Origin of the sequence: Kutzneria sp. CA-103260, from assembly GCF_018263855.1 — a bacterium.
Taxonomy (GTDB): domain Bacteria; phylum Actinomycetota; class Actinomycetes; order Mycobacteriales; family Pseudonocardiaceae; genus Kutzneria.
The window spans coordinates 6,987,343-7,013,324 of record NZ_CP073318.1 but is presented as its reverse complement, the minus strand read 5'-3'; the positions used below and the strand labels follow the sequence as shown (position 1 = coordinate 7,013,324).

The window sequence follows — 25,982 nt, the reverse complement described above, 5'->3', positions numbered from 1 at the left end:
GATGGGGAATTCATGGCCAAGCGGTGGTGGGCGCTCGCCGTCCTGATCGGCTGCGCGATCGGCGCCGGGACGTCGGCGAACGCGGCCCCGACACCGGCGGCCGACAACGTGCCGGCGAGCGCGCAGCCGGCCGACAACCCGCCAACGCCGGTGCACTATCGGGTGGACACCACGACCCGGGTCGCCAAGCTGGGCTCCGATCTGGTCATCGGGCCGGGCCGGCTGGACGGCCAGTTCGTGATCGTGCCGGGCAGCAACCCGTTGCGGGTGGAGATCACCGGCGCGCTCACGCTGCCGCCGGCCGACAGCTACTTCGTCACCTTCGGCTTCATGCCGGCCACCGCGACGATCACCGTGGTCTCCACCGCGCCGGTGCAGTCGGTGCTGCTGAACGGAACCCTCACCGCGACCATCCACGCGACATTCGGCCTGACCAGCGCCAAGGTGCACGGGGTGCCGCTGAACATGGGCCCCAACTGTCGCAGCGACGAGGCGGTGATCGTGCAGAGCGGCCCGTTCCTCAGCCCGCTGTCCACCGGCACCATCTCCGGCACGTTCACCATCCCGCCGTTCCACCACTGCGGCGTCACCGAGAACCTCGACCCGCTGTTCACCGGCCTGGTTTCCGGCCCGGGCAACACGTTGCGCACGGTGCTGACGTTCCTCTGTGGCGGCACGGCGACCTGCGAGGCGGCCCGATGACCGCCGTAGGCCAGATGTTCGCACTGGGGCTGGAAGTTCTCCGCCAGCTGTTGCGGCGGCCGTTCCAGTACCGGGAGCTGGTCGAGCAGTTCTGGTTCGTGGCCGGCGTGTCCATCCTCCCCTCGATGCTGGTCTCGATCCCGTTCGGCGCGGTGATCGGCCTGGAGCTGGGCTCGCTGACCGCCCAGATCGGGGCCGAGTCGTTCGACGGGGCGGCGAGTGTGCTGGCGATCATCCAGCAGGCCAGCCCGATCGTGACGACGCTGATCATCGCGGGCGCCGGCGGCTCGGCGATCTGCGCCGACCTGGGGTCGCGGACGATCCGCGAGGAGATCGACGCGATGGCGGTGCTGGGGGTCTCGCCGATCCACCGGCTGGTGGTGCCGAGGGTGCTGGCCGCGACCTCGGTGGCGGTGCTGCTGAACGGTTTGGTAAGCGTGGTCGGCGTGGCCGGTGGCTACTTCTTCAATGTGATCATGCAGGGTGGCACGCCCGGCGCGTACGTGGCCAGCTTCGCGGCCCTGGCCCAGCTGCCGGACCTGTGGGTGAGCGAGCTCAAGGCGATGATCTTCGGCTTCCTGGCCGGCGTGGTGGCGTCCTACCGCGGCCTGCACCCCAAGGGTGGGCCGAAGGGCGTGGGTGACGCGGTCAACCAGTCGGTGGTGATCACGTTCCTGCTGCTGTTCCTGGTCAACGCCGTGATCACCGCGGTGTACCTGCGGATCGTGCCGTCGAAGGGGATGTGATGGAGGCGCTCGGCGACCAGCTGCTGTTCTTCCTGCGCGCCCTGGCGGCGATCCCGTTCGCGATCCGACGCTATTTCAAGGAAGTCATCCGCCTGTTGGCCGAGGTCGGCTTCGGTTCGGGCGCGCTGGCGGTGATCGGCGGCACCGTGGGCGTGATGGTCGGCATGACCGTGTTCACCGGTGTTGTCGTTGGTCTGCAAGGGTATTCGGCGCTCAACCAGATCGGTGTGGCGGCGTTCTCGGGCTTCATGTCGGCCTACTTCAACACCCGGGAGATCGCCCCGCTGGTCGCGGGCCTGGCCCTGTCGGCGACGGTGGGTTCCGGCTTCACCGCCCAGCTGGGGGCGATGCGGATCGCCGAGGAGGTCGACGCGCTGGAGGTCATCGCCGTGCGCAGCCTGCCGTATCTGGTCAGCACCAGGGTCGTGGCCGGCTTCGTCGCCGTGGTTCCGTTGTACGCCATCGGGTTGCTCTGCTCGTACCTCGCGTCGAGGGAGATCACCGTGGTGTTCTACGGCCAGTCGGCCGGCACCTACGACCACTACTTCGGCTTGTTCCTGCCGCCCGACGACGTGCTGTACTCGTTCGGCAAGGTGCTGGTGTTCAGCGTCGTCGTGATGCTGGTGCACTGCTACTTCGGCTACCGCGCGACCGGCGGCCCGGCCGGCGTCGGCATCGCAGTCGGCAAAGCGGTGCGGACCACCATCGTCGCGGTCAGCATGCTGGACTTCTTCCTCAGCCTGGCCATCTGGGGCGCCACCACCACGGTCAAGGTGGCCGGATGAAGCGGCTGTTCGGCCTGGTCTACCTGGCGATCATGGCGTTGGTCGTGGCGCTGGCGGTGGCCGTGTACCGCAAGGACTTCACGTCGGTCGCGCTGGTGACGCTGCGGACCGACCACGTCGGCAACCAGCTGCACCCCGACGCGGAGGTGAAGCTGCGGGGCGTGGTCGTCGGCGAGGTCCGGGCCGTCCGCACCGACGGTGCTGGGGCCGAACTCGATCTCGCCCTGCGGCCGGACCTGGTCAACCAGATCCCGGCCGACGTCACCGCGCGCATGCTACCCAAGACCCTGTTCGGCGAGCGCTACGTGGATCTCATTGCCCCGCAGGGCAAAGTCGGCCGCCACCTGGCCGCCGGGGATGTGATCGGACAGGACCGCTCAGCGGCGGCGGTCGAGGTGGAGCAGGTGGTCGGCGAGCTGATGCCGATGCTCCAGTCCGTGCAGCCGCAGAAGCTCTCCGCCATCCTGAGCACTCTGGCCGGAGCGCTGGCCGGGCGCGGCGCGGCGCTCGGCCAGACCCTTACCTGGCTGGGCAGCGACGTCGACCAGTTCACCCCGCACCTCGACGAGTTCACCGCCGGCCTGCGGGAACTGGCGCAGGTGACCGACAACTACAGCCGCATCGCCCCGGATGTCGTGCAGGCGCTGTCCGATCTCACCACCACCAGCCGCACCATTGCCGACCAGCGGGCCAACCTGGTGAGCCTGTTCCAGAACCTCACCACCGGCTCCCAGGACCTCGCGACCTTCCTGCAACGCAACGGCGACAACATCATCCGACTGTCCAACGCTAGCGTGCCGACCCTGAGCCTGCTGGCCAAGTACTCGCCCGAGTACCCGTGCATGTTGCGAGCCCTCACCGCTTTCGCGCCGGAGATGGACAAGGTGCTGGGCAAGGGAACCAACGAACCCGGCCTGCACGTCACGGTGAACGTCCAGCCGGCAAGGGGAAAGTACGTGCCCGGCAAGGACACGCCCGGCTACGACGACCAGGGAAACCCCACCTGCTACCCAGTGACCGCTGCGCCCAATTCCGTGCAGGAGAACACCTTCATCGGCGCGCTGCTGGGCCAGGACGTCCCCACCTGGGCCAGCGTGTTGGTCGGGCCGCTCTATCGTGGGACGGAGGTGACTGTCCGGTGACCATCAAGGTCCCGCTGATCAAGGGCCTGGTCTTCGTTCTGGTCACCGGTGTAGCGACCGCGGCGCTGGCCGTGGCTATCGCCAGTCCCGGCAATGGGGACACCGTCGACTACACCGCCCGGTTCAGCAACGCGATCGGACTGGCCGTGGGCGACGACGTTCGGATCGCCGGCGTGAAGGTCGGGCAGGTGCAGCGGATCACCGTAGCCGAGCAGCGGGTGGCCGAGGTCGAGTTCTCGGTGGAACGGGATCATCCGCTGCCCGCCTCGACCACCGCGGCGATCAAATACCGGAATCTGGTCGGGCAGCGCTACATCGCTCTCGGCGAGGGCGCCGGCGATCCCAACCAACTGCTGTCCCCGGGCGGGCAGATCCCGCTCGCCCGCACCTCCCCGGCCCTGGACCTGACCGCGCTGCTCAACGGGTTCAAGCCCCTGCTGCGGGCCTTGTCGCCCGGTGACGTCAACCAGATGGCCGGCGAGATCGTGCAGGTGTTGCAGGGCGAGGGCGGCACTGTCGACGACCTGCTCGCCCACACCGCCTCCCTGACGTCCACGCTGGCCCAACGGGACCAAGTGATCGGCCAGGTCGTCGACCACTTGAACTCCGTGCTGGCCCAGGTGAATTCCCACGACGACCAGCTATCGGCGCTGGTGTCCACGACCCAGCAGCTGGTCACCGGCCTCGCCGCCGACCGCACGTCGATCGGCGACGCTGTCAGCGGGCTGTCCGGTCTGGCCGACGCCACCACAAGCCTGCTCCAGCAGGGTCGCCAGCCGCTCAAGGACGACATCGCCCAACTGGGCGGGGTGGCCGCCAACCTGGCCGCCAACGAGGGCCTGGTCAACCAGTTCCTGGCCACTCTGCCGACCAAGCTCGACGCCATCGGCCGCACGGCGTCCTACGGCTCCTGGCTGAACTTCTACCTGTGTGGGGCCACCACGGACGCGCCCGCACCCCCGGGCGGCGCGACACCGGGGATTCCGGTGACGGCAGGGAGGTGCCGATGAAACGCAGCTTCCTGGAACTCAACCCCGTGCTGGTCGCGGTGGTCGGCGTGACGGTGACTGCGCTCGTCACCGCGGCCGTGTTCTTCGCCGACGAGCTGCCGTTCGGGACCACCGGCTATGCCGCCTACTTCACCGAGGCGGCGGGGCTGAAGCCGGCCGACGAGGTGGCGGTGGCGGGGGTGAAGGTGGGCGAGGTGACGGCGGTGGCGTTGGCCGGTAACCAGGTGCGGGTGGCGTTCCGGGTCCGGGACGCTTGGATCGGCGACCGCACCACGGCATCCATCGAGATCAAGACGCTGCTGGGCCAGAAGTACCTGGAGCTGGACCCGAAGGGCAGCGGCCCGCAGGATCCGGGCCAGCCCATTCCCCGGGACCGCACAGCCGCGCCGTACGACGTGGTGGCGGCGTTCGATGACCTGGCCGGCACCGTGACCCAGATCGACACCGGCCAGCTGGCCAAGAGCTTCCAGGTCCTCAGCGACACGTTCCGCAACGCACCGGCCGACATCCGGGCCACCGTCGACGGCCTGTCCGGCCTGGCCAAGTCGATCTCGGACCGCGACACCCAGCTCAAGCAGCTGCTGGCCGGCACCCAGCAGATCACCAAGACGCTGGCCGACCGGGACGACCAGTTCCAGCAGCTGATCGGGGACGGCGCGCTGCTGCTGCAAGAGGTCCAGCAGCGACGGGCGGCGATTTCCGGCCTGCTGCGGGGAAGCCAGGCACTGGCCCAGCAGCTGGCCGGGCTGGTCAGCGACAACACCGCGCAGCTGGGGCCGACCCTGGAGCAGCTGGACCGGGTGACGGATGTGCTGCACCGCAACCAGGACAACCTGGACAGAGGACTGTCCCTGCTAGGGCCCTACTACCGGCTGCTGGACAACGCATTGGGCAACGGCCGGTGGATCGACACGTATCTGTGCGGACTGGTGCCGTCGACGCCGGGCCGGGACTGTGCGGCTCCGGGCTCGGGAGGCAACTGATGAACCAGCTCCTGAGCGTGCTCCTGGTGATGGCCAGTACGGTGTTCGGCCCGTTGAATGTCGTGCCATCGCTGCACATCACGGCCTACTTCACCGAAGCGGTGGGCGTCTACGCCGGGTCGGACGTGCGGGTGCTGGGGGTCAAGGTCGGCACGGTGGACGAGGTCCGGCCGGCTGGCACGCAGGTGCGGGTCAGGCTGACCGTGGAGCCGGGAATCAAGGTGCCGCGCGAGGCAAAGGCGGTGATCATGGCACCGAGCCTGGTGTCCGATCGGTTCGTCCAGCTGGCGCCGGCGTACTCGACCGGACCCGAGCTCGGGCCGGACGCGACGGTCCGGGAGGACGACACGGCGACGCCGGTCGAGCTGGACCAGTTGTACGGCAGCCTCAACCAGCTGGCCACCGCCCTCGGTCCGGACGGCGCGAACGGCGACGGGGCGCTGTCCGACCTGGTGAAGACCGGGGCGGAAGTGCTCGAAGGCAACGGGCAGAAGCTGAACACGATGATCAAGCAGTTGGGTCAGGCGGCGGGCACGCTGGCCGGGAGCAAGGACGACTTCACCGGCACGGTCGACAACCTGCAGAAGTTCACCGCCACGCTGGCCGCGAGCGACGACCAGGTCCGGGATGTGACCGACCGGCTGGCCCAGGTTTCTGACTTCCTGGCGGCCGACCGGAACGATCTGGGTGCGGCGCTGTCCCAGCTGGCCACGGCGCTGCAAGCGGTGAAGCAGTTCATCCAGGACAACCGGAGCCGATTCAAGTCCAATGTGGACAAGCTGTCGGCCGTCAGCCAGGTGTTGACCAAGGAGCGGGCGTCGCTGGACGAGGCTCTGAAGGTCGCGCCGCTGGCCCTGGGCAATGTGCTCAACGCCTACGACCCGACGGCGAAGTCCTTGTCCGGACGGGTCAACATCAGGGAGTTCGCGCCCGGTGAGCAGCCGGTCCTGCCGTTGCCGGCGGTGGGCTGATGCGCAGACTCCTCGCCCTGGCAACGCTTCTCCTCGTCACGGCCTGTGCGCTGCCGGGCGGGGCGGATGTCGGCAGCCGGCCGTACCGGGTCACGGCCCAGTTCGCCGACGTGCTGGACCTGGTGCCGCAGGCGGCGGTGCGGGTGAACGACGTGCCGGTCGGACGGGTCGACACGGTACGGCTCGCCCCGGACGGCTGGAGCGCGCTGGTGACCATGACGGTCAACGGCGAGGTGCGCCTGCCGGTCGACGCTCACGCCTACCTCCGACAGTCCAGCCTGCTCGGCGAGAAGTTCATCGAGCTGACGGCCAATGGCAGCAGGCCGGCGCTGACCGACGGGGCGATGATCCCGCTCGCCCGAACCAACCGAAACCCGCAGGTGGAAGAGGTGCTGGGGGCGCTGTCGATGGTGCTCAACGGTGGCGGCGTGGCCCAACTCCAGACCATTACCCAGCAGGTGAATGCGGCCCTGGACGGGAACGAGGAGAACGTCCGCGACCTACTGTCCAAAATAGACTTGCTAGTGGCCGGTCTGGACGGGCGCCGCGACGACATCACTAAAGCCTTGGACGGCATGGCGAAACTGGCCCAGACTCTGGACGACCGCAAGAGTCAGATCGTCGGGGCCATCGACGGGCTGACGCTGGGCATTACTGTGTTGGCGCAGCAGCGGGACAACCTGACGAAGATGGTCGACGCCCTCAACCGCTTGAGCGCGGTCGCCACCGACACCCTCAACCGCAGCAAGGATGATCTCGTCGCCGACCTGAAGGCCCTGCAGCCGACGCTCCAGCAGTTGGCGGCGGCGGGGGAGAACCTGCCGAAGGCGTTGCAGGTGCTGGTGACCTTCCCGTTCACCGACGCGGTGCTCGACGACATCAAGGGCGACTACCTCAACGTCTACCTGAAGGACGGCCACTGATGCTGACGTTCGGGGTGCGCATCAAGGTCGTCGCGTTCCTGCTGGTCGGCCTGACCGCGGTCGCCTACGTCGCGGCCCGCTACGTCGGTCTGTTCGGCACCGGCGGCTACACCGTCACCATGAAGCTGGCCGACGCCGGCGGCATCTTCACCAACGCCGAGGTGACCTACCGGGGCGTGCCGGCCGGCCGGGTCGGGCCGATCACCCTCACCGACGACGGCGTGGACGTGACGCTCAACCTTGTCCAGCAGGGCATCCCGGCCGATGTCGACGCGGTGGTGGCCAACCGGTCGGCGGTGGGGGAGCAGTACGTGGATCTCAAGCCCCGCAAGCCCGACGGTCCCACCCTCCAGCAAGGCTCGGTCATTCCCCAGACCGACACCAAGATCCCGCTGCCCGCGCAGACTCTGCTCACCAACATCGACAGTCTGGTCGAATCGGTGCCGCCCGACTCCCTGCACACCCTGGTCGACGAGCTCGACACGGCCACCCACGGCACGACCACCGATCTGCAAACCCTGTTGGACAGCACGCATTCCTTCGTCGACGCGGCCACGCAGCACATGCCGCAGCTGACCCAGCTCGTCACCGACTCGACCACCGTGCTCAAAACCCAGAACGACGAAGCCCAAGCGCTGAGCCAGTTCGGTGCGAACGCCAAGCTCATCGCCGAGCAGCTGCAGAGCTCCGACGGCGACCTGCGCCGCTTCATCGGCGCCGTGCCGCAGCTGTCGATCCAGGTCAGCCAGCTGATCCGGGACACCGACCCCAGCCTCGGCGTGCTGATCGCCAACCTGTTGACCACCTCCACCGTCGCGCTGGGCCGCCACAACGCCATCCAGGAACTGTTGGTCGATGCCCCGCAGGCGATTGCCGCCGGCTCGACCTCGATCGCCAACGGCACCGCCGACTTCGGCCTGTCGCTGACGTTCTTCGACCCGCTCGGCTGCACCGCCGGCTACGACGGCACGAACCGCAAGCCAGGACTGGATGTCACGCCCGGCCAGCCGTTGAACACCCAGGCCCGCTGCACGCTGCCGGCCGACTCCGGCACCGGCGTCCGCGGCGCCCAGAACGCCCCGAACGGATGAGTCATGAAGGGCCCCATCCTGACGTTCAACGTGCGGATGGGGCCCTTCATGACAAAAAGAGAGGAGTCGAGATGAAGATCGTGGTGATGCTGGCGGCGGTGTTCGCCGCGTGGGGCGGCTGGTCGTGGTGGAGCGCCGCGCACGACGACTCCCGCCTGTTCGCCCTCGACCGGCAGGCCGTCACCCAGGCCGCGGAAAGGGGCATCGCCACCTTGAACACGTTGGACTACCGCAAGGTCGACGACGGATTGAAGGCCTGGCTGGCCGCCTCCACCGGCACCTTGCACGACCAGCTGGCGCAAACCGGCCAGGACAGCCGGAAACAGTTGGAACAGGCCAAAACCGTCACCACGGCCCAGGTTGTCGACGCCGCCGTGACGGCGCTCGACCAGCGGGCCGGCACCGCCAAGCTGATCGCCGCCGTGCAGCTGGACGTCACCCCGGACGGCGGCGCGAAGACCGCGAAGCGCACGCGGTTCGAGGCCGACCTCACCCGTACTGACCAAGGCTGGCAGGTCAGCGCCCTCGCGCCGGTGCAGGTGCAGTCGTGAAGTGGCTCATCGCCGCGGCGATCGCCCTGGTGGCCCTGGGAAGCTGGTTCCGCATCGAGTCCGCCGGCCTGTGGGACGACCCCGCGACCGCCAATCGGGCCCTGGTCGACCCGGCCGCGACCAGCAAGGTCATCGGGGACATGAACACCGCGCTGGGCCAGGTGTTCTCCTATCGCTACGACAACACCGCCGCCACCGAGCAGGCCGCGACCCGGACCCTCACCGGCAACGCCCGCAACCAGTACAACGATCTGTTCTCCCAGGTCAAAAGCCAGGCGCCGGCGCAGAAGCTGATGCTGACGACCAAAGTGGTGGACAGCGGCGTGACCTTGCTGCAGGGCGAGCACGCGCAGCTGCTGGTCTTCCTGGACCAGCAGGCCACCCGCGGCGACAACAACCAGAGCAGCCTGGCCGCGGCCGAACTGACCGTGACCGCCCAGCGTCAAGGCGACCACTGGGTGATCACTGACCTGCGAACGAAGTAGCGAACCGTTGTCCGAGTACCTACCGGTCGGTAGCATGCCGGAAATGAACGCGACGGAGCGGATCGGCCTGGTCGACGTCGTCAAGGCGCTGCCAGGAATGGCGATGGACGCGCCCAGCCTGCTGCACGGCGCGATCGGGCTGGTCACCGTCGGCCCGACCAGCCGTGACTCGGTCGGCCACGTGTTCCAGCGGGCCGCGCACCGCCACCCCGACCGCCCGTTCCTGCGCTTCGAGGACACCGAGCTGTCCTACGGCCAGGCCAACCTGTGGGTGAACCGCTACGCCGCCGTGCTCAACGCCCACGGCGTGCGCCCCGGCCGCACCGTCGGCATTCTGGCCGAGAACCGCCCGGAGACGCTGCTCGCCGTGCTCGCGGTGGTCAAGCTCGGGGCCACCGCCGGCATGCTCAACACCCACCAACGCGGCGAAGTCCTGAACCACAGCCAGAAACTGCTCGACAGCACGGTGCTGATCGTCGGCAGCGAGTGCCGGGAGGCGCTGGAATCCCTGCCGGCCAAGGAAATCCACGGCGAGGTGCTGTGCCTGCCGAACGGCGACGACGTGCTGGCCGGCTGTCCCGACCTGGACGAGGCCGCGGTCACCGCCGACGACCACGACCCCGTGCAGACGCCGCTGATCCACGCCCGCGACAAGGCGTTCTACGTCTTCACCTCCGGCACCACCGGCTTGCCCAAGGCCAGCCCGATGAGCCATTTCCGCTGGCTCAAGGCGATGACCGGCCTCGGCCACCTGGGCGTGCGGCTCACCTCGGCCGACACCCTGTACTGCTGTCTTCCCCTGTACCACAACAACGCCCTGACAGTGTCGCTGTCCTCGGTGCTCGGCGCCGGCGCGACTCTGGCGCTGGGCCGCAACTTCTCGGCCTCGCGGTTCTGGGACGACATCCAGCGCACCCGGGCCACCGCGTTCTGCTACATCGGCGAACTGTGCCGGTATCTGCTCAACCAGCCGGTGCGGCCCAACGAGCGCACGCACCGGGTGCGCGTGGTGGTGGGCAACGGGCTGCGGCCGGAGATCTGGGACGAGTTCACCGAGCGCTTCGGCATCGGCCGGGTCGCCGAGTTCTACGGGGCCAGCGAGTGCAACGTGGCCTTCATCAACGCCCTCAACATCGGCGGCACGGCCGGCGTGTGCCCGCTGCCGTTCGCGGTGGTCGCCTTTGACGCCGACACTGGGCAGCCGGCCCGCGGCGCCGACGGGCACCTGCGCAAGGTGACCACCGGCGAGGTCGGCCTGCTGATCACCAAGATCACCGACCGGGCCCCGTTCGACGGCTACACCGACCACGACGCCACCGAGAAGAAGCTGGTGCGCAACGGTTTCCGCCGCGGCGACTGCTGGTTCAACACCGGCGACCTGGTACGCGACCAGGGCTGGGCGCACGTGGCCTTCGTGGACCGGCTGGGCGACACGTTCCGGTGGAAGGGCGAGAACGTGGCCACCACCGAGGTCGAGGCCGCGCTGGACGAGTGGCCGGCGATCGAGCAGGCCGTGGTCTACGGCGTCGAGGTGCCAGGGGTGGAGGGTCGCGCCGGCATGGCGGCGATCAAGCTGCGCGGCGAGCTCGACGGCCGGGGATTGGCCGCACACCTGGTGAAACGCCTGCCCGGCTACGCGATTCCCTTGTTCCTCAGGGTGATCGACGAAGTCGAGCAGACGTCCACGTTCAAGAGCCGCAAGGTCGAGCTGCGCGACCAGGGCTACACCGGTGGCGGCCCGGTCCACGTGCTCGCCGACCGTGAGACCGGCTACGTGCCGGCCTACGACGGCTACGCCGCCGAGGTCGCCGCCGGCCGCATCCGCGTCTAGGCCGCGGCCGCTTCCTTTTCCTTCTTCTTGGCCAGTTCCACCCGGTAGCCGATGACCACCGTGCAGATCAGCGACAGCGAGATCAACGCCTCGGCGATGAAAAACGCGCCGAAGTCGATGACCGAGCCGATCGGCGGGCCGCCGGGCACGGCGTTGCGCAGCGGCACGAGGGCGAACAGCAGTGCGCCCATGAAGCTCATGGACGGCCAGAGCAGGCCGTGTCGGCCGGCGATGGCGAAGGTCGCGGCGATCACCGCGGCGATGCTCAGGCACCACATGAACAGCATGATGAACAGGGCGAACGCGAACATGCCGACGGTGCGGCCGGCGTCGGCGGAGAAGGTGAAGACGCCGTCGCTGGTCTTGCTGTCCCGCGGGCTGAGGCCGAAGAAGGTGTCACCGCTGGCGAAGGTGACGTCCACCGGCGCGGCTTCGTTGTTGCTCTCCGCGAAGAACGCGAAGTCCGCCTTGTAGCTGTCGAACGGGTAGTCGGTGATGACGCCGTCGGACAGCAGCACCTGCACGTCGTTGATGCCGGGGTTCTTGCCGGCCTTGAAGGTGATCGTGTCGCCCTTGCTGGCCGCCTGGTGCAGCACGATGTCCTTGGCCGGGAAGCCGTCGGAGTCGGCGAAGCGGCCCTTGGGGTCGATGCTCACCTGCGCGGACAGCGTCTGGCTGACCGGATCCAGCTTCTGCACGTAGAACAGCACGTCCACGCGGTCGGCGGGGCTGGCGTCGCCGAGGACCGTCTGGGTCTGGCTCTGCGCGCGCTGCGAGAAGTACACGCTCAGGCTGCCCGCGGTGACGACGATGGCCAGCACCACCGGCACCGCCCACAGCCAGCGCCGCCGCTGGGGCGTGGCCGCAGATTCTTCGCTCATGTCTGCCTTCCGTGATGAGACCGCGCGGCACCGTGGGAAAAAGACCGAAACAATTTCGGATTTGCCGCGAAGTTGGTGTGCATCGTGGACAGACGTGTCCGGAAAGTCAAGGCGGCTTGGGGGCGTGGGCAAGTCGCTTTGCCCGTCCATTCCGGACGGTCGAGATACGTGACACGGCTCACTCGACGGATGCGTGCAAGCGGCACGCATGGGGGCTACGGTGGTGATGCGTGCAGACAGCACGCAAAGTGAAAACGAGGAGAGTGTCATGAACAAGCCCGTGAAGCCGCAGGACGTGTTGGCCGACGGTCAGGAGTACGCCGAGTTCGACGGTGTGTCGGTGCGCAAGGGATCGGTCGCCGCGTTCATCGGCAACGTGCACGCGCTGGCCGAGGTTGAGGCGGACGGCCCGCAGTGGGTGGAGATCGTGGCGCAGTTGCGGGAGTTGAAGCCGGCGCTGATCCGCATCGGCGTGCTGGACGTCTTCGAGATCCGCGACCCGAAGCTGCGGGAACTGGTCGACAGTCTGTGATCCCGATCACGAAGCCGTGAGTTCGTGTCACCTTCCACGGACGACCGGTCGACGGCGTGATCATGGGTGGAATGAAATGCCTAGAGTCGGTGTTCGGGGGGAAACCAAGGCGAATCGAGGCATTTCATGAATTGCTCGGCTGCCCGACGTAAAATGGGTGCGAGTGGCACGGTGTTCACCTTCTATTCACCTGCGGTGCGGTTCGCTGCCCGTGGTGCGGCTCGGTGAGCCGTAGTGAGCCAGTGTGCGTGGACACTGGGCGGGCTGACCGCCGCGGAAGCCGTCCACTACCGCTCCGAGATCGAGAACTCCCCGTCTGAGCAGGGTTTCTACCGCCTGCGGCAGGCTCGGGTGGTGCTGGCCGGCGACGGACCGGTGCTGGGTGCGGTGCTGCGCGCCGGCATCGATACCGGCTGGCGGAACACTCTGCTGTTTACCGACGATGCCGTGCCCGAATACCGGCTGCGCGATGAATTCCAGCATGTCGTGACCGGTTCCGCCGACGGAATCGGCGGCCATCTCGCCGACGCCGATCTGGTCGTGCACGTCTCGTCCGATATCGGCGAGTTGATCGAGATGTGCCGGCGCTGCCGCGCCGCGAATGTGTCGGTGACCCAGGTGTTCGTGCGGGGCCGCGACGCCTGGCTGACCCCGGTGCACACCGCCGGCGGCCGACCGGTCGAGGCTGCGTGGCGGCGGCTCGTGCCGGCGGCGGAACCGGCCGGGCCGCTCGGTGGCCCCGCGTCCGCCCTGATCGGGGCCCAGGTCGCGCTGACCTGCTTCCGCTACCTGACCGGCGCGTCCGCGGCGTCGGAACCGGTGCTGCTGCGGCTGGATCTCGCGAGCCTGGAGCTCACCGAACACCGCTACCAGTGGGGCGGGCCGGTCGCCGAGGCCCCGGCCGCCGACCCGCTGGCGCCGGCGGAATTGCTTGACCGGCTTCCGTCGTTCGTCGACCCGCACGTTGGCCTGCTCTCCGCCGTCGAGCAGGCCGGTGTCGTCAGCTGGGCGACCGTCGAGGACCCGCGTCGGCGCTGGCCCGCGCAGCAGGTGCTGGGCTGGGCCGGCGATCCGGAGACCGCCCGGGTGCGGGCCGTGCTTGCGGCGATGGCGAGCTACGGCGCGCTGGCCGCCGGGCCGGGCTGGGTGTGGGGCACCGACCTGGTCACCGGCGACCGCCGCCAGGTGTGGCTCGACCAGCCCGGGCCGGCGGCAGACGTGGGTGTGGCCGCCGGGCTGTGCTGGCGGGACGCCGTGGCCGCCGGGTTGCAGGCCCATTGCGAGGCTCGCAGCGATCCGATGGCCGCGACCCGGCGCTGGGCCGACGAGACCACACCGTCCGATGTGGACACCCTGGCCAAGGCCTTGGCCGTGCAGACCGGCTTCACCCCGGTCGCCGTGCCGCTCAACGCCGACCCCGCCGCCGCCCGCCTACTACCCTTCGTGACCAAAGTCGTCCTGCTCCCCTGACCAGGATGCTGTGAATGCTCCTTTCCTGACGTTGAACGTGAGGAAAGGAGCATTCCAAGCATTAGGCGAGGTTGCGGAACGTGAGGGTGAACGAGTGGGCGGCGGGCCAGAGGGCGTGCTGGGGGAGGACGTCGGGGCCGCAGGCGGCGGAGCCGAGGCCGTGCTGGGCGTTGTCCAGGAACAGATAGACGCGGTCGCTGGGCGGCAGCTCGTGGGGATGGGCGGCCGCGGCGACCTGTTGCGGGGTGTGCCGGGACAGGCTGAAGCCGGGGCGGTGACCGCCGATGTCCCGCACCGTGCCGACCCGCAGCCGGTTGTCCAGGATGAGTTCCCGCAACGCCGGCCGGTGCCCGGTCTCCTGCGGCTTGGCGTAGACCACGTTCAGGTCGTCGACGGGGACGGTCCAACGCCCGACCCGAGCGGCGGTCGCACTGTCCGAATAGGACTCCAGCGGCCCGGTGCCGAACCACTGCACCTCGTCCACCGACGGCAGCTCGAACCGCACGCCGATGCGTGGCCAGGTGCAGTCCCAACCCTGGCTGGGCACGGCGTCGACCCGCAACGCGACACCGTCGGCAACACCGAACCAGTGGTACGTCACATCGACGCAGCGGGCGGCGGTGGCGGCGGCGACCCGCACGTCCACGATCACCTCGTCGTCGCCGATCCGCACGTCCCGGACGCGGTGTTCCAGGCGGTCCAGCCCACGCTCCCGCCACAGCCACTCGCCGGCCCGGGCGTCGTTGTCGGTGGGGGCCCGCCACAGCTCCAGCCGCGGACCGGCGATCTCCACGGAACCGATGCGCAGCAACGAACCCGTGCGCGGATCGAAGACAGCGCCGCCAAGACCCTTGGTCGGAACAGCGGAGACCCGCCGTGGGGTCGACAGCCGGTACTGGCGCGAGCCGACGAGGTGCCCGGACACGGCCTCCAGAGTCAGCCAGGTCTCGCCCTCGACGGCGAGGTCCAGGGCCTGCTCGGGCAGTTCGAAGGCCCCCGATTCGCCCGGCGGCACCGGAAGCACCTCCAGCACGCCGCTCTCGACCTCCCGGCCGTCCACCGTCCGGGTCCAGATGAACTCGACCGCCGAGGTGTCGATGCTGTGGTACCGGCTGCGGAACGTGCCCGGCTCGTCGCCGAACACGATCGGCGCGATCACCGCGGCGTACTCGACCAGCGACGGCGACGGGGTGCCGTCGGACAGCACCATGCCGTCCATCACGAAGTTGCCGTCGTGCACGACCTCGCCGAAGTCGCCGCCATAGGCGTAGAACGGCGTGCCGTCGGCGGTCTTGGTGAGAATGCCGTGGTCGCGCCACTCCCAGATGAAACCGCCGTGCAGCCGCGGATAGCGCTCGTACACCGCCTGGTAGTCGGCCAGGCTGCCGGCCCCGTTGCCCATGGCGTGCCCGAACTCGCAGTGCACGAACGGCCGGTTCTGCTGGCGCACGATCTCTTCCGGCCGGATGCCGCCGTGCCCGCAGCCGGTGGTGCCGATCTGCGCCAGTTCCTCCAGGGTGGCGTACATCCGCGAGTGCATGTCGGTGTACGCGCTGGCGAGGTCCCGCTCGAAGTGCACCGGGCGGGAGGAGTCCCGCTCGTGCGTCCACTGCGCCATCGCGGCCAGGTTGCGGCCGTTGGCGCACTCGTTGCCCAGCGACCAGATCACGATCGACGGGTGGTTCTTGTCCCGCTCCACGGTGCGCCGCATCCGGTCCAGGAACTGCTCGGCCCAGCGCGGGTCGTCCGACGGATTGTCCACAATGGACTCGTCGTGCTCGAAGCCGTGCGTCTCCAGGTCGCACTCCAGCATCACCCAGAGGCCGAGCTCGTCGCACAGCTCCAGCACCCGCGGATCCGGCGGGTAGTGGCTGGTCCGGATGGCGTTGATGTTGTGCCGCTTCATCAGCAGCAGGTTCTCGCGGACGTAGTCGGAGTCGAAGACCCGGCCCAGCACCGGATGCGTCTCGTGCCGGTTCACGCCGTAGAACATCACCTTGCGCCCGTTGACCAGGAACTGGTCGCCGTCGATGCGCACGGTGCGGAAACCCAGTCGCAAGTGGACGGTCTCGCCGGCGGCCGCCACCGTGCAGTCGTACAGGCGCGGCGACTCCGCGCTCCACGGCTCCACCGTGCCGACCTCGAACGCCGCGACATCGGCCGCCGACTGCCAGGTCACCGAAACGTCGAGTTCCGGCACGGCCAGGGTGATCGGGAACGAGCCGGTCACCTCGGGCGTGAGGAACCCCTGACCGTCAACGAAATCGGCCCGCACCCACACGTCGTCGACCCGCGCCGACGGCCGGCCGATCAGCGTGACGTCCCGGAAGATGCCGGGCAGCCACCACTGGTCCTGGTCCTCCAGGTAGGTCGCCGACGACCACTGGTGCACCCGCACCAGAATCGAGTTCTCGCCCGGCACGACCAGATCCGTGACGTCGAACTCGGTCGGCAGCCGGCTGCCCTTGCCCACACCCACTTCGGCGCCGTTGACCCACACCTTGTACGTCGATTCGACGCCGTCGAACCGCAGCACGATCCGGTCCACGTCCCACTCCGGCAGCGTGAACGTGCGGAAGTGGTCGCCGGTCGGGTTCTCGTCCGGCACATACGGCGGATCGACCGGGAACGGGTACTTCACGTTGGTGTAGATGGGCCGGCCGTACTTGCCGTCGCCGTGCAGCACCCAGTGCGACGGCACCGGCAGCGTGTCCCAGTCGGCCGGGTCTTCCAGCGGGGCGTCGGCGTGCGGCCACAGCTTGAACTTCCAGTCGCCGTCGAGCGACAAAGTCGGCGCGGTGGACCGCACCCACGAGCGCGGGGCCAGCCGGTTCGCGGAGCCGGGGGAGAAGTCCTCGTAGTACGTCACGCTCTTAACCCTTCACCGAACCATCGGTGAGCCCGCCGCGCCAGTACCGCTGGAGGAAAACCATGGCGATGGCCAGTGGGATGACCGACACCAGCAGGCCGCCGATGGTCAGCGGGTAGAACTCGGGGGACCGGTCCACCTGGCTGCGCCAGGCGTTGAGCCCCAGCGTGATCGGGTACAGCTTGTCGTCGGCCAGCATGATCAGCGGCAGCAGGAAGTTGTTCCAGATGCCCACCAGCTGGAACAGGAACACGGTGACCAGGGCCGGGGCCATGCTGCGCAGCACCAGCGAGTGGAAGATGCGCAGCTCGCCGGCGCCGTCCAGCCGGCCCGACTCCAGCACCGAGTCGTCGACCGTGGCGGTGGCGTAGATCCGGCACAGGTACAGGCCGAACGGCGACACCATGGCCGGCAGCAGCACACCCCAGTAGGTGTTGGTCAGGCCCAGCTTGCTGAACAGCAGGAACAGCGGCAGCGCGGTCGCGGTGCTGGGCACCAGCACACCGCCGAGCACGGTGGCGAACACCAGGTTGCGGCCGCGGAACTCGTACTTGGCGATGGCGTAGCCGCCGGCCGCGGCCAGATAGGTCGCCACCAGCGCGCCCACGCCGGCGTAGATCACGCTGTTGAGCAGCCAGCGCAGGTAGATGTGGTCGGACGCGGTGAACACCTGCACCACGTTGTTCCACAGCTCCATGGTGCGCCCGAACCAGAAGCCGGGCGTGGTGAACAGGTCGCCGGAGGACTTGGTCGCCGCGACGATCACCCAGTAGACCGGGACCAGGAAGTAGATCGCGACGATGGCGAGCACGGCGGTGACCACGATGGTCCAGCCGCGGCTGCGGGTGGTGGTCATGACCGCCCCTTCCGGTTGGTCCAGGCGAGGAAGCCGAACGACAGCACGAACGCGGCCACCGCGATGATCACGGCCTCGGCCGAGGCGATGCCGTAGTCGTTGTAGGCGAAGGCATTGGTGTACGCGCTCAGGTTGGGCGTGTACTCGGTGACGATCGCCGGGGCCACCGTGCGCAGCACCATCGGCTCGACGAACAGTTGCAGCGTGCCGATGATGCTGAACACCACGCTGAGGATCAGGGCCGGCCGGATCAGCGGCAGCTGGATGGACGCCGCGATGCGCAGCGGGGAGGCCCCGTCCACCCTGGCCGCCTCGTAGATCTCGGACGGGATCGACTTCAGCTGGGCGATGATGACCAGCATGTTGTAGCCGGTGTAGGTCCAGGTGACGATGTTGGCGATGGACCACAGCACCGTGTTCGGGCCGAGGAAGTCGATGTCCAGGCCGACCAGCTTGCCCACGTCGACGATCGGGCTCAGGCCGGGCACGTACAGGAACGACCACAGGATGGTGGCGATCACGCCGGGAATGCCGTACGGCAGGAAGTAGGCGGCGCGGAAGAACGCCGGCCAGCGGGCCGAGGCCGATTCCAGCAGCAGGGCCAGCACGGTGGCGAACACCGTCATCACCGGCACCTGCACGACGCCGAACAGCAGCACCCGGCCGATGGCCTGGATGAAGTTGCTGTTGGACAGGGCCTGGACGTAGTTGTCGAATCCGGCGAACCCGCTGGTCACCCCCTTCTCGCCGAACAGGCCGGCCCGGTTGATGCGGGTGAAGCTCTGCACCACGGCCAGGATCACCGGGCCCAGGACCGTGAGCAGGAACAGGGCGAGGAACGGGGCGAGCAGGATCCACGGCGCGGCCAGGAAAGCCCGGCGGCGACGGGCCGGGGCCGACGGCGCGGCCGCCGCGGCGGGCGCGGACACGGAGGTCTCGGTGGTGCTCACTTCGCCTCCTGCACGGTCAGGCCGATCTGCCGCATGGTGTCCACAGTGGTCTTCTGGGCGAGGTGCAGACTGTCCACGAAGGACTGCCCGGCGGTCAGCTTGCGCCGGAACTGGTCGGACAGCGCGTAGATCGTGCGCTGGGTGATCGGCCACCAGCGCCAGTCGGTCGGCTGCTGCTTGGCCGCCGGCACGAAGACGTCGGTGTTGTAGTTCTGGCCGCTGAAGTACTCGCTGGGCTGCTGCCGCTGCGCGCCGATGTAGTCGCGGGCCGGGGACCAGCCGATGCCACAGTACTTGATCATGGCGTCGACCCCCTCCTTGCTTGTGGTCATCCACACCGCGAAGTCCATGGCTTCCTTGGGGTGCTTGCTGTTGGCCAGCACCGCCGCGCTCGACCCGCCCAGCGCGGTCGACCCGAAACCGCTGGGCCACTTGGCCATCGGCGCGACCTTCCATTTGCCGGAGCCGGTGCCGATGGTCTCCACCAGCGCGTCCGACCAGGACGCACCGGTCACCGCGGCGATCTGGCCGTTGCCGGCGGCGGCCGTCCAACCGGGACTGTAGGCGTCGAAACCGGTCTGCACCCAGCCGTTGTCCACGGCCTTGTCGAAGAACCGGGCCACCATCAGGGAAGCGTCGTCGGTGAGGTTGACCAGCCAGCCGTTGTCGGTCGGCGTGAACCACTTGGCCCCGGCCTGCGCGGCGTAGGAGATGAACGGCGAGGCGTCGGCGACGGAGAAGGATTCCAGGTACACGCTGGGATCCTTCTTGTGCAGCGCCTCGGCCAGCTGGGCCCATTCGTCCCAAGTGGCCGGTGGCTGCCCGCCGACCTTGGCCAGCACCTCCGGCTGGTAGTACCAGGCCATCGGGCCGGTGTCCTGGGGGATGGCGTACACGCCGCCGTTGAAGTTCACCTGGCCCCAGGCCGCCTCGTCGTAGCGCGAGGCGTACTGCTTGGCGCCGTAGCGGGACAGGTCGACCAGGCCGCCGACGAGCATGAACTCGGGCACGCTGCGCAGTTCGACCTGGGCCAGGTCGGGCCCGCCGCCGGCGGCCAGCGCGGAGTACATCTTCTGGTAGCCGCCGCTGGCCCCGCCGAGGCTGAACACCGCCTCGACCTGCACGTTCGGGTTCTTGGCATTCCAGATGTCGCAGACCTTCTGCAGGTCCTTGAGCCAGGCCCAGTAGGTCAGGGTGATCTTCTCGCCGGGCGCGGCGGCCGGCACGGTCGGCTGCGAGTTCACCGGGTTCGCGCCCGGCGGCGCGCAGCCGGCCAGCGCGGCGGCGCCCAGTGCACCGAGGCCGAGTCCCAACAGGCGCCTTCGACCGATGGTCACTCTCCAGGCCCCTTTCGTTCACGCGGCGGCGGCGAATTTGTTCACACAATCATAGATTTGGGCTGCGGACCAGCACGGAGAGCGCCGGTACGCTCACTGTTCCATGACCCGGGTGCTGATCATCGGAGGCGGTGTCGCCGGACCGGCGACCGCCCTCGCGCTGCACAAGGCCGGCATCGAGACCGGCGTGTTCGAGGCCTATCCGGTCGGCGGCGACGACGTCGGCGCCTTCCTGACGATCATGAACAACGGCATGGACGCGCTGGCCGCGGTCGACGCCGCCGAGGTCGTCGAGGCCGTGTCCTTCCCGGCCACCACCGTGGAATTCCTCAACGGCGCCGGCCAGGTGCTGGGCCGACAACACATCGCCGGCCAAGTCGAGACCCGCCACGACCCGCGGACCATGCGCCGCGCCGACCTCTACCGGGCGCTGACCGAAGAGGCACGCCGCCGGGGAATTCCGGTCAGCCACGGCAAACGCCTCGTCGACGCGGTGCCGGAGGGCGACCGGGTGGCGGCCGTGTTCGAGGACGGCTCGAGGGAGGTCGGCGACGTGCTGATCGGGGCCGACGGCATCCACTCCCGGGTCCGCGCGCTCATCGACCCGGCCGCGCCGCAACCCCGCTACACCGGCCTGAACGTGCTGTACGGCTACACCGACGACCCGACGCTGCCGCTGTCCCCGGACGCGTACCGGATGATCCAGGGCAAGCGGGCCTTCTTCGGCTACACCACCTCGCCGCAGGGCGAGACCTACTGGTTCGCCCGGCTGCCCGGCCCGGAACTGTCCCGGGAGCAGATCGCCGCCACCATGACCGACGGCTGGCGGCGCAAGGCGGCCGAGTTCTTCATCGCCGACACCGCGCCGTCGCGCCGGATCATCGAGGCCACCTGGGAGGAGATCATCGGCGGCAACGCCTACGACGTGCCGTCCACGCCGTGCTGGCACCACGGCCCGATGGTGCTGGTCGGCGACGCCGCCCACGCCGCCTCCCCGGCGGCCGGCCAGGGCGCGTCGATGGCGTTGGAGGACGCGGTGGTGCTGGCCAAGTGCCTGCGCGACCGGCCCCGCCACGCCGCTTTCCTGGCCTACGAGCGGATCCGCCGGGAGCGGGTGGAGCGGCTGGTGGCGACCAGCGCCAACGACGGCCAGACCCAGGACAGCGGCGACGAGGTGCTGGCCGAGCAGCTCAACGACCGGCAGCAGTCGCGGGCCTGGCTGTACGCCCACCACATCGACTGGGCCGAACCGGTCGCCTGACGTCCCACTTTCGACCAAGGTCGTGATCAGGACCGGGTTCCCCCGCTACGGTGAGCCGGTGAACCGGGAAACACGGACGGTGACGGCCGAACGGGGCATCGAGCAGCGGGGCATCGAGCACGTTCCCGACGACGAGCGCTACGGCCGGCCGAGCCGGCAGTTCTGGGTGTGGTCGGCGGCCAACCTGAGCATGCTGCCGGTCGGCTACGGCCTGTTCGTGGTGGCCGTCGGCCTGAACTGGTGGCAGGCGATGCTGGCCGTGGTCATCGGGCTCGTCCTGTCCTATCCGTTGGTCGGCGCGGTCGCGATCGCCGGCAAGCGGGGCGGCGCGCCGGCGATGATGCTGAGCCGGGCCTCGTTCGGCGTGCTGGGCAGCCGGTTGCCGACGGTGATCACCTACATCACGGTGGTCGGCTGGGAGACCGTCAGCGTGGCGCTCGGCGCGCTGGCCACCCGGACCGTGTTGGAACGCCTGTCGCCCGGACTCGGCAACACCGGCATGGTGGCGCTGGCCTTCGCGGTGATCGCGCTGGGCACGATCGTGCTCGGTGTGTACGGCTATCACGTGATCCAGCGGGTGCAGCGCTGGCTGACCCTGATCACCGCCGTGGTCACCGTGGTCTACCTGATCGTGGTGCTGCCGCACCTGCACTTCGACCTGAGCGCCGGCAAGGCCGGCTCCGGCGTGGTCTTCCTCGGCGGCATCGTGCTGACCATGGCCGGCACCGGCCTGGGCTGGCTGGCCGCCGGCGCCGACTACTCCCGCTACCTGCCCCGCGACACCCCCGGGCGAGCGGTGCTGGGCTGGACCGCGGCCGGCGGTGGCGTCACGCAGGGCCTGCTGGTGCTGCTGGGCGTGCTGCTGTCGACCAGCGACCCGGCCCTGGCCGGCGCGGTGGCCAAGGACCCGATCGGCGCGCTGGCCGCCCAGGCCCCGACCTGGTTCCTGGTGCCGTACCTGATCAGCGTGATCATCAGCGTCACCGCCGCCGGCGCGGTCGACCTGTACTCCTCGGGCCTGGTGCTGCAGGCCATCGGGGTGCGGCTGCCGCGGCCGGTGACCGCCGGCGTCGACGGGGTGCTGATGATCATCGGCGGCATCTACATGGTGTTCGTCGCTCCCACCTTCGCCAGCGTCTTCCAGGCGTTCCTGCTGATCACCGGGGTCGGCGCGGCGGCCTGGGCCGCGGTGTTCCTGGTCGACCTGCTGCTGCACCGCCGCGACGGCTACGACACCGCCGCGCTGGACGACGTCAACGGCCGCTACGGCCGGTTCAACTGGGCCGGTATCGGCTCCATGGTCGTGGGCACCGTGGTCGGGCTGGGCCTGGTCACCTCGGCCGACCCGCACCTGGCGGTGATCACCGGCTTCCTGATGCCGCCGGCCATCGCCAACAGCACGCTGGCCATCACCAACCTGGGTGTGGTGCTGGGCTTCCTGCTCTCCGGCATCCTGTACGCCCTGCTCACCTCCAGGGCCAGGACCACGGCCGCCTGACCGCCGGTTACCGTTGTCGGGTGGACGCGACGACGGTGCTGACCGAACCCGAGTGGCGGGCCCGGCAGCGCGCGCACGTCGACCGGGTCCGGCAGTGGACCCAGCCGCACCGGGAACGGGCGCTGGCCAAGGAAAAGCACCCGGTGCACGACTTCCTGTTCACGTACTACTCGCACCGGCCGGGCCGGCTGGAGCGGTGGCATCCCGGCCTGGGCGTGGTGCTGGCCGGCGACGCCGACGAGTTTCTGGACTACCGCGGCTATCACCGCACCGACGAGGGCGTGACGCTGGACCCGGCCGCCTGCACCGAGCCCCGGGTCCGCACCGCCGAGTTCTACCTGGCCCTGCTGAGCGCGACCGCGTCCCGGCCGCCGCGGCTGAACTGCTTCGGGCTGCACGAGTGGGCCATGGTGTACCGGCAGACGCCGGAGCAGGTCCGGCACTTCGGCTGGCCGCTGCGCCTGGGGCACCAGGGAACCGACGAGCTGGTGGAGGCATCGAACGTCCGATGTGGACACTTCGACGCGTTCCGCTTCTTCACCCCGCCGGCCCGGCCGCGCAACACCCTGCAGCCGACCCGGGAGTCGCAGGTCGAGCTGGAGCAGCCGGGCTGCCTGCACGGCAACATGGACCTGTACAAGGTGTCCTACAAGATGGAGCCGTACGTGCCGTCCGAGCTGGTGGCCGACTGCTTCGAGCTGGCCTCGCGGATCCGCGAGCTGGACATGAAGGCCAGCCCGTACGACCTGTCGGAGCTGGGCTACCAGCCGGTGCGGATCGAGGACGCGGCCGGGCGGGCCGAGTACGCGCGTCTGCAGGCGTCCTTCGCCGAGCAGGCGAAACCCTTGCGGGACAGTCTGATCACGTGTTGTCGGGCGGTCCTGAGCTGGCGGTCAGCACACCAGCCAGCAGTTCCCTGACCGAGCGGCTGCCGGTGGTGTCGTCGATCTCGTCGTAGAGCGTCACGGCCTGCTGCCAGGACGCGCGGGCGTCGTCGCGGCGGCCCAGCTCCATCAGCACGTCGCCGCGCCGGGTCAGCGACTCGGCCTGGGCCCAGCGGTCGCGCAGCTCCCGGCCGGTCGTCACGGCATCGTCCAGCAACGCCAGCGCGTGCGGGAAGTTGTTGCGCAGCAAGTGGATCTCCACCATCTTGCGCAGCACGTAGACCTGCCCCTCCAACGAGGCGATGTCCACCATCATGCCCAGCGCCAGCCCGCACAGGGCGAGCCCGCCGTCCAGATCGCCGCGCAGCCGCAGCACGTCGCCGCGGGTCATCAGGCACAGGGCCTGGCCCTGGATGTCCTTGTACGTCAGGAATATCTGCGTCGCCTGGTCGGCGAAGTCCTGCGCCCGCGCGTGGTCGCCCAGGTCGGCGGCGAGGAACCCGGAGCCGGCCAGCGCCCAGGCCAGGCCGTAGCGGTCCCCGACCTCGGCCCGCAGCGCCCGCGCCTCGTCGTACAGGCGGCTGGCCGGCTCCAGGTCGCCCATCCGCCGGTAGCCCTCGGCCAGGTTGGTCACCACCCAGCCCTCGGCCGCGCGGTCGCCCAGCCGGCGGGTCGCCTCCCGGGCCAGCTCATGGCTGCGCAGCCACACCGTCCACGGCCGCCGTTGCAGCAGGTAGGTCCACAGCGTCACCGGCAGCTGCCAGGCCAGCTTGTCGTGGCCGTGGTCCATGGCCAGCTGGATGATCGGCACGATGTTGGCCAGCTCGGCGTCGCACCACCGCAGCGCGTCCAGCGCCCCGGCCTCGTCCTCGGTCCAGGCCAGCGGGTGCACGCCCGCCGGCAGCCCGTCCTTGTCCATCGGGTCGAAGCGGAACGGGGCCAGCACATGGCAGGCGGCCGCCGCCGAGTGCAGGTACCAGGAAGCCAGCCGGTGCACCGCCGCCGAGATGTCGGTGACCTGGCGGTCGGCCAGCTCGGCGGCGTAGTCGCGGATCAGGTCGTGGAACGTGTAGCGGTCGCGGCCGACCGCCCGCAGCAGGTGCGCGTGGGTGAGCCGGGCCGTGGCGCGGCGGGCGAAGGCGTGCGGCATGCCGGCGAACGCGGCGGCGGCCCGGCCGCTGATCTGCGGGCCGGGGTGCAGCCCGAGCAGCGGGAACAGCCGCGCGGCGTCCGGGTCGAGGCGGCGCAGCGACCAGGAGAACACCGTCCGCACGTCCGCGTCCTCCACGCCGAGCACGTCCAGGCGTTCCGAATCCAGCTCGGTGACCAGGTCGTGCAGGTCGTAGTCGGGGATCATGACCGCCCGCTCGGCCGCCACCCGCAGGGCCAGCGGCAGCCGGCCGCACCGGGCGGCCAGCGAGGCCAGCGCCGCCGGCTCCCGGGCCGCGCGCTCCCGGCCGAGCACGGTCGCCAGCAGGGCCAGCGACTCGTCCTCGGACATCGGGCCCAGGGTCAGCCGGTGCGGGCTGGCCCGCAGCGTCAGCCCGGACAGCCGCTCCCGGCTGGTGATGATCACCGCGCAGCGGGCGGTGCCCGGCAGCAGCGGCTCGATCTGGGCGAAGTCGGCCGCGTTGTCCAGCACGATCAGCATCCGCCGCTCGGCCAGCGCCGACCGGTAGAGCGCGGCCAGGTGCTCCACGTCGGCGGTGCCGGCGGCCGGCACGCCCAGCGCCCGCAGCAGGTCGGCCAGCACCTCGGCCGGCAGCGCCGGCCGGTCGTGCGGACTGTGGCCGCGCAGGTCGGCGTAGAGCTGGCCGTCGGGGAAGCGGGGAATGGCCCGGTGCGCGAAGTGCAGGGCCAGGGTGGTCTTGCCGGCGCCCGGCGGGCCGTCCACCGCGATGATCAGCGGCACCCGGCTGTCGGCCGGCCGCTCCAGCGCGGCGGTGAGGTCGCGGACCTCGGCCTCCCGGCCGACGAAGCCGCTCATGGCCAGCGGCAGCTGGGCCGGCCGGGGCAGCTGGTCGACCGTCAGCACGGCCAGCAGCGTGCCGTCCGCGTCGAGCGCGTCGTCCAGGATCCGGGCCATGTCCACCGAGGGCAGCCGGCCGTTCTCGATCTTGCTCAGGTAGCCGGGGGTGATGCCGGCGAGTTCGGCGAGTCCACGCAGCGACAGCTCACGCCGCGTGCGCAGCGCCCGCACATGCTGGCCGAAGCTTTCTCGCAT

The 25,982-nt window shown here is 69.6% G+C and carries 23 protein-coding genes; 17 read left to right on the top strand and 6 right to left on the bottom strand.

The features are described from left to right. Nucleotides 1-12 precede the first annotated feature (12 nt). The 12 genes from JJ691_RS30770 (at nucleotide 13) to JJ691_RS30715 (ending at nucleotide 11,220) form a co-directional block, all read left to right on the top strand. Nucleotides 13-702: a hypothetical protein gene (locus JJ691_RS30770; protein WP_211763091.1), complete on the top strand. Its 690-nt coding sequence runs from the start codon at nucleotides 13-15 to the stop codon at nucleotides 700-702. Continuing rightward, complete coding sequence (locus JJ691_RS30765) at nucleotides 699-1,448, top strand: MlaE family ABC transporter permease (protein ID WP_211763090.1); 750 nt, start codon at nucleotides 699-701, stop codon at nucleotides 1,446-1,448. Before JJ691_RS30770 ends, JJ691_RS30765 begins: the two co-directional genes overlap by 4 nt. Beyond that, on the top strand, nucleotides 1,448-2,233 hold the full coding sequence (locus tag JJ691_RS30760) for an MlaE family ABC transporter permease (protein ID WP_211763089.1): 786 nt from the start codon (nucleotides 1,448-1,450) through the stop codon (nucleotides 2,231-2,233). Before JJ691_RS30765 ends, JJ691_RS30760 begins: the two co-directional genes overlap by 1 nt. Further along, nucleotides 2,230-3,375 carry an MCE family protein gene (locus JJ691_RS30755; protein WP_211763088.1) on the top strand — a complete coding sequence of 382 codons (1,146 nt, stop codon included), beginning with the start codon at nucleotides 2,230-2,232 and terminating at the stop codon, nucleotides 3,373-3,375. The genes JJ691_RS30760 and JJ691_RS30755 overlap by 4 nt, the downstream gene beginning before the upstream one ends. Then, complete coding sequence (locus JJ691_RS30750; protein WP_249227118.1) at nucleotides 3,372-4,385, top strand: MCE family protein; 1,014 nt, start codon at nucleotides 3,372-3,374, stop codon at nucleotides 4,383-4,385. Before JJ691_RS30755 ends, JJ691_RS30750 begins: the two co-directional genes overlap by 4 nt. Then, a complete protein-coding gene (locus JJ691_RS30745) occupies nucleotides 4,382-5,368 on the top strand; it encodes an MCE family protein (RefSeq protein ID WP_211763087.1) in 987 nt (328 codons plus the stop codon). The genes JJ691_RS30750 and JJ691_RS30745 overlap by 4 nt, the downstream gene beginning before the upstream one ends. Continuing rightward, nucleotides 5,368-6,339: an MCE family protein gene (locus JJ691_RS30740; RefSeq protein ID WP_211763086.1), complete on the top strand. Its 972-nt coding sequence runs from the start codon at nucleotides 5,368-5,370 to the stop codon at nucleotides 6,337-6,339. The genes JJ691_RS30745 and JJ691_RS30740 overlap by 1 nt, the downstream gene beginning before the upstream one ends. Further along, nucleotides 6,339-7,262, top strand: a complete 924-nt coding sequence (locus JJ691_RS30735) for an MCE family protein (RefSeq protein ID WP_211763085.1) — start codon at nucleotides 6,339-6,341, stop codon at nucleotides 7,260-7,262. The genes JJ691_RS30740 and JJ691_RS30735 overlap by 1 nt, the downstream gene beginning before the upstream one ends. Next, nucleotides 7,262-8,353 carry an MCE family protein gene (locus tag JJ691_RS30730; RefSeq protein ID WP_211763084.1) on the top strand — a complete coding sequence of 364 codons (1,092 nt, stop codon included), beginning with the start codon at nucleotides 7,262-7,264 and terminating at the stop codon, nucleotides 8,351-8,353. The genes JJ691_RS30735 and JJ691_RS30730 overlap by 1 nt, the downstream gene beginning before the upstream one ends. 71 nt (nucleotides 8,354-8,424) lie before the next feature. Further along, a complete protein-coding gene (locus JJ691_RS30725; RefSeq protein ID WP_211763083.1) occupies nucleotides 8,425-8,904 on the top strand; it encodes a hypothetical protein in 480 nt (159 codons plus the stop codon). Then, nucleotides 8,901-9,389: a hypothetical protein gene (locus JJ691_RS30720; RefSeq protein WP_211763082.1), complete on the top strand. Its 489-nt coding sequence runs from the start codon at nucleotides 8,901-8,903 to the stop codon at nucleotides 9,387-9,389. The genes JJ691_RS30725 and JJ691_RS30720 overlap by 4 nt, the downstream gene beginning before the upstream one ends. A 43-nt stretch (nucleotides 9,390-9,432) precedes the next feature. Further along, complete coding sequence (locus JJ691_RS30715; protein ID WP_211763081.1) at nucleotides 9,433-11,220, top strand: long-chain-acyl-CoA synthetase; 1,788 nt, start codon at nucleotides 9,433-9,435, stop codon at nucleotides 11,218-11,220. Here JJ691_RS30715 and JJ691_RS30710 read toward each other — a convergent pair. Next, nucleotides 11,217-12,101, bottom strand: a complete 885-nt coding sequence (locus JJ691_RS30710) for a DUF4436 family protein (RefSeq protein WP_211763080.1) — start codon at nucleotides 12,099-12,101, stop codon at nucleotides 11,217-11,219. The genes JJ691_RS30715 and JJ691_RS30710 overlap by 4 nt on opposite strands. A 268-nt stretch (nucleotides 12,102-12,369) precedes the next feature. Here JJ691_RS30710 and JJ691_RS30705 point away from each other — a divergent pair, with 268 nt between their 5' ends. Continuing rightward, the gene (locus tag JJ691_RS30705) at nucleotides 12,370-12,633 is read left to right on the top strand and encodes a hypothetical protein (protein WP_211763079.1); all 264 of its coding nucleotides are present in this window, start codon (nucleotides 12,370-12,372) and stop codon (nucleotides 12,631-12,633) included. A gap of 234 nt (nucleotides 12,634-12,867) precedes the next feature. Further along, nucleotides 12,868-14,103 carry a hypothetical protein gene (locus JJ691_RS30700; protein ID WP_211763078.1) on the top strand — a complete coding sequence of 412 codons (1,236 nt, stop codon included), beginning with the start codon at nucleotides 12,868-12,870 and terminating at the stop codon, nucleotides 14,101-14,103. Nucleotides 14,104-14,164: 61 nt separating this feature from the next. On the opposite strand, the gene JJ691_RS30695 is transcribed toward JJ691_RS30700, so the two are convergent. From JJ691_RS30695 to JJ691_RS30680, 4 genes are read right to left on the bottom strand one after another with little or no spacing between them, the layout of a single operon-like run. Beyond that, nucleotides 14,165-16,972: a glycoside hydrolase family 2 TIM barrel-domain containing protein gene (locus JJ691_RS30695; RefSeq protein ID WP_211763077.1), complete on the bottom strand. Its 2,808-nt coding sequence runs from the start codon at nucleotides 16,970-16,972 to the stop codon at nucleotides 14,165-14,167. A 4-nt stretch (nucleotides 16,973-16,976) separates the two neighbouring features. Beyond that, a complete protein-coding gene (locus JJ691_RS30690) occupies nucleotides 16,977-17,828 on the bottom strand; it encodes a carbohydrate ABC transporter permease (protein WP_211763076.1) in 852 nt (283 codons plus the stop codon). Next, nucleotides 17,825-18,778, bottom strand: a complete 954-nt coding sequence (locus JJ691_RS30685; RefSeq protein ID WP_249227117.1) for a carbohydrate ABC transporter permease — start codon at nucleotides 18,776-18,778, stop codon at nucleotides 17,825-17,827. Before JJ691_RS30685 ends, JJ691_RS30690 begins: the two co-directional genes overlap by 4 nt. Further along, the gene (locus JJ691_RS30680; protein WP_211763075.1) at nucleotides 18,775-20,115 is read right to left on the bottom strand and encodes an extracellular solute-binding protein; all 1,341 of its coding nucleotides are present in this window, start codon (nucleotides 20,113-20,115) and stop codon (nucleotides 18,775-18,777) included. The genes JJ691_RS30685 and JJ691_RS30680 overlap by 4 nt, the downstream gene beginning before the upstream one ends. A 103-nt stretch (nucleotides 20,116-20,218) precedes the next feature. On the opposite strand from JJ691_RS30680, the gene JJ691_RS30675 reads away from it, so the two are divergent. Genes JJ691_RS30675 through JJ691_RS30665 form a run of 3 tightly spaced genes read left to right on the top strand, consistent with a single transcriptional unit; the run spans nucleotide 20,219 to nucleotide 23,794 of the window. After that, on the top strand, nucleotides 20,219-21,376 hold the full coding sequence (locus tag JJ691_RS30675) for an FAD-dependent monooxygenase (protein WP_211763074.1): 1,158 nt from the start codon (nucleotides 20,219-20,221) through the stop codon (nucleotides 21,374-21,376). Between the two features lie 58 nt (nucleotides 21,377-21,434). After that, a complete protein-coding gene (locus JJ691_RS30670) occupies nucleotides 21,435-22,874 on the top strand; it encodes a purine-cytosine permease family protein (RefSeq protein ID WP_211763073.1) in 1,440 nt (479 codons plus the stop codon). A 20-nt stretch (nucleotides 22,875-22,894) separates the two neighbouring features. After that, nucleotides 22,895-23,794, top strand: a complete 900-nt coding sequence (locus JJ691_RS30665; protein WP_249227116.1) for a 3-methyladenine DNA glycosylase — start codon at nucleotides 22,895-22,897, stop codon at nucleotides 23,792-23,794. On the opposite strand, the gene JJ691_RS30660 is transcribed toward JJ691_RS30665, so the two are convergent. Continuing rightward, a complete protein-coding gene (locus tag JJ691_RS30660) occupies nucleotides 23,736-25,982 on the bottom strand; it encodes an ATP-binding protein (RefSeq protein WP_211763072.1) in 2,247 nt (748 codons plus the stop codon). The two genes, JJ691_RS30665 and JJ691_RS30660, sit on opposite strands and share 59 nt — an antisense overlap.

What these genes read in the sequence shown, in the direction of transcription:
- JJ691_RS30770 (WP_211763091.1), top strand. Translation starts at nt 13, where the DNA reads ATGGCCAAGCGGTGGTGGGCGCTCGCCGTCCTGATCGGCTGCGCGATC.
- JJ691_RS30765 (WP_211763090.1), top strand. Translation starts at nt 699, where the DNA reads ATGACCGCCGTAGGCCAGATGTTCGCACTGGGGCTGGAAGTTCTCCGC.
- JJ691_RS30760 (WP_211763089.1), top strand. Translation starts at nt 1,448, where the DNA reads ATGGAGGCGCTCGGCGACCAGCTGCTGTTCTTCCTGCGCGCCCTGGCG.
- JJ691_RS30755 (WP_211763088.1), top strand. Translation starts at nt 2,230, where the DNA reads ATGAAGCGGCTGTTCGGCCTGGTCTACCTGGCGATCATGGCGTTGGTC.
- JJ691_RS30745 (WP_211763087.1), top strand. Translation starts at nt 4,382, where the DNA reads ATGAAACGCAGCTTCCTGGAACTCAACCCCGTGCTGGTCGCGGTGGTC.
- JJ691_RS30740 (WP_211763086.1), top strand. Translation starts at nt 5,368, where the DNA reads ATGAACCAGCTCCTGAGCGTGCTCCTGGTGATGGCCAGTACGGTGTTC.
- JJ691_RS30735 (WP_211763085.1), top strand. Translation starts at nt 6,339, where the DNA reads ATGCGCAGACTCCTCGCCCTGGCAACGCTTCTCCTCGTCACGGCCTGT.
- JJ691_RS30730 (WP_211763084.1), top strand. Translation starts at nt 7,262, where the DNA reads ATGCTGACGTTCGGGGTGCGCATCAAGGTCGTCGCGTTCCTGCTGGTC.
- JJ691_RS30725 (WP_211763083.1), top strand. Translation starts at nt 8,425, where the DNA reads ATGAAGATCGTGGTGATGCTGGCGGCGGTGTTCGCCGCGTGGGGCGGC.
- JJ691_RS30715 (WP_211763081.1), top strand. Translation starts at nt 9,433, where the DNA reads ATGAACGCGACGGAGCGGATCGGCCTGGTCGACGTCGTCAAGGCGCTG.
- JJ691_RS30710 (WP_211763080.1), bottom strand. Translation starts at nt 12,101, where the DNA reads ATGAGCGAAGAATCTGCGGCCACGCCCCAGCGGCGGCGCTGGCTGTGG.
- JJ691_RS30705 (WP_211763079.1), top strand. Translation starts at nt 12,370, where the DNA reads ATGAACAAGCCCGTGAAGCCGCAGGACGTGTTGGCCGACGGTCAGGAG.
- JJ691_RS30690 (WP_211763076.1), bottom strand. Translation starts at nt 17,828, where the DNA reads ATGACCACCACCCGCAGCCGCGGCTGGACCATCGTGGTCACCGCCGTG.
- JJ691_RS30675 (WP_211763074.1), top strand. Translation starts at nt 20,219, where the DNA reads ATGACCCGGGTGCTGATCATCGGAGGCGGTGTCGCCGGACCGGCGACC.
- JJ691_RS30660 (WP_211763072.1), bottom strand. Translation starts at nt 25,982, where the DNA reads ATGCGAGAAAGCTTCGGCCAGCATGTGCGGGCGCTGCGCACGCGGCGT.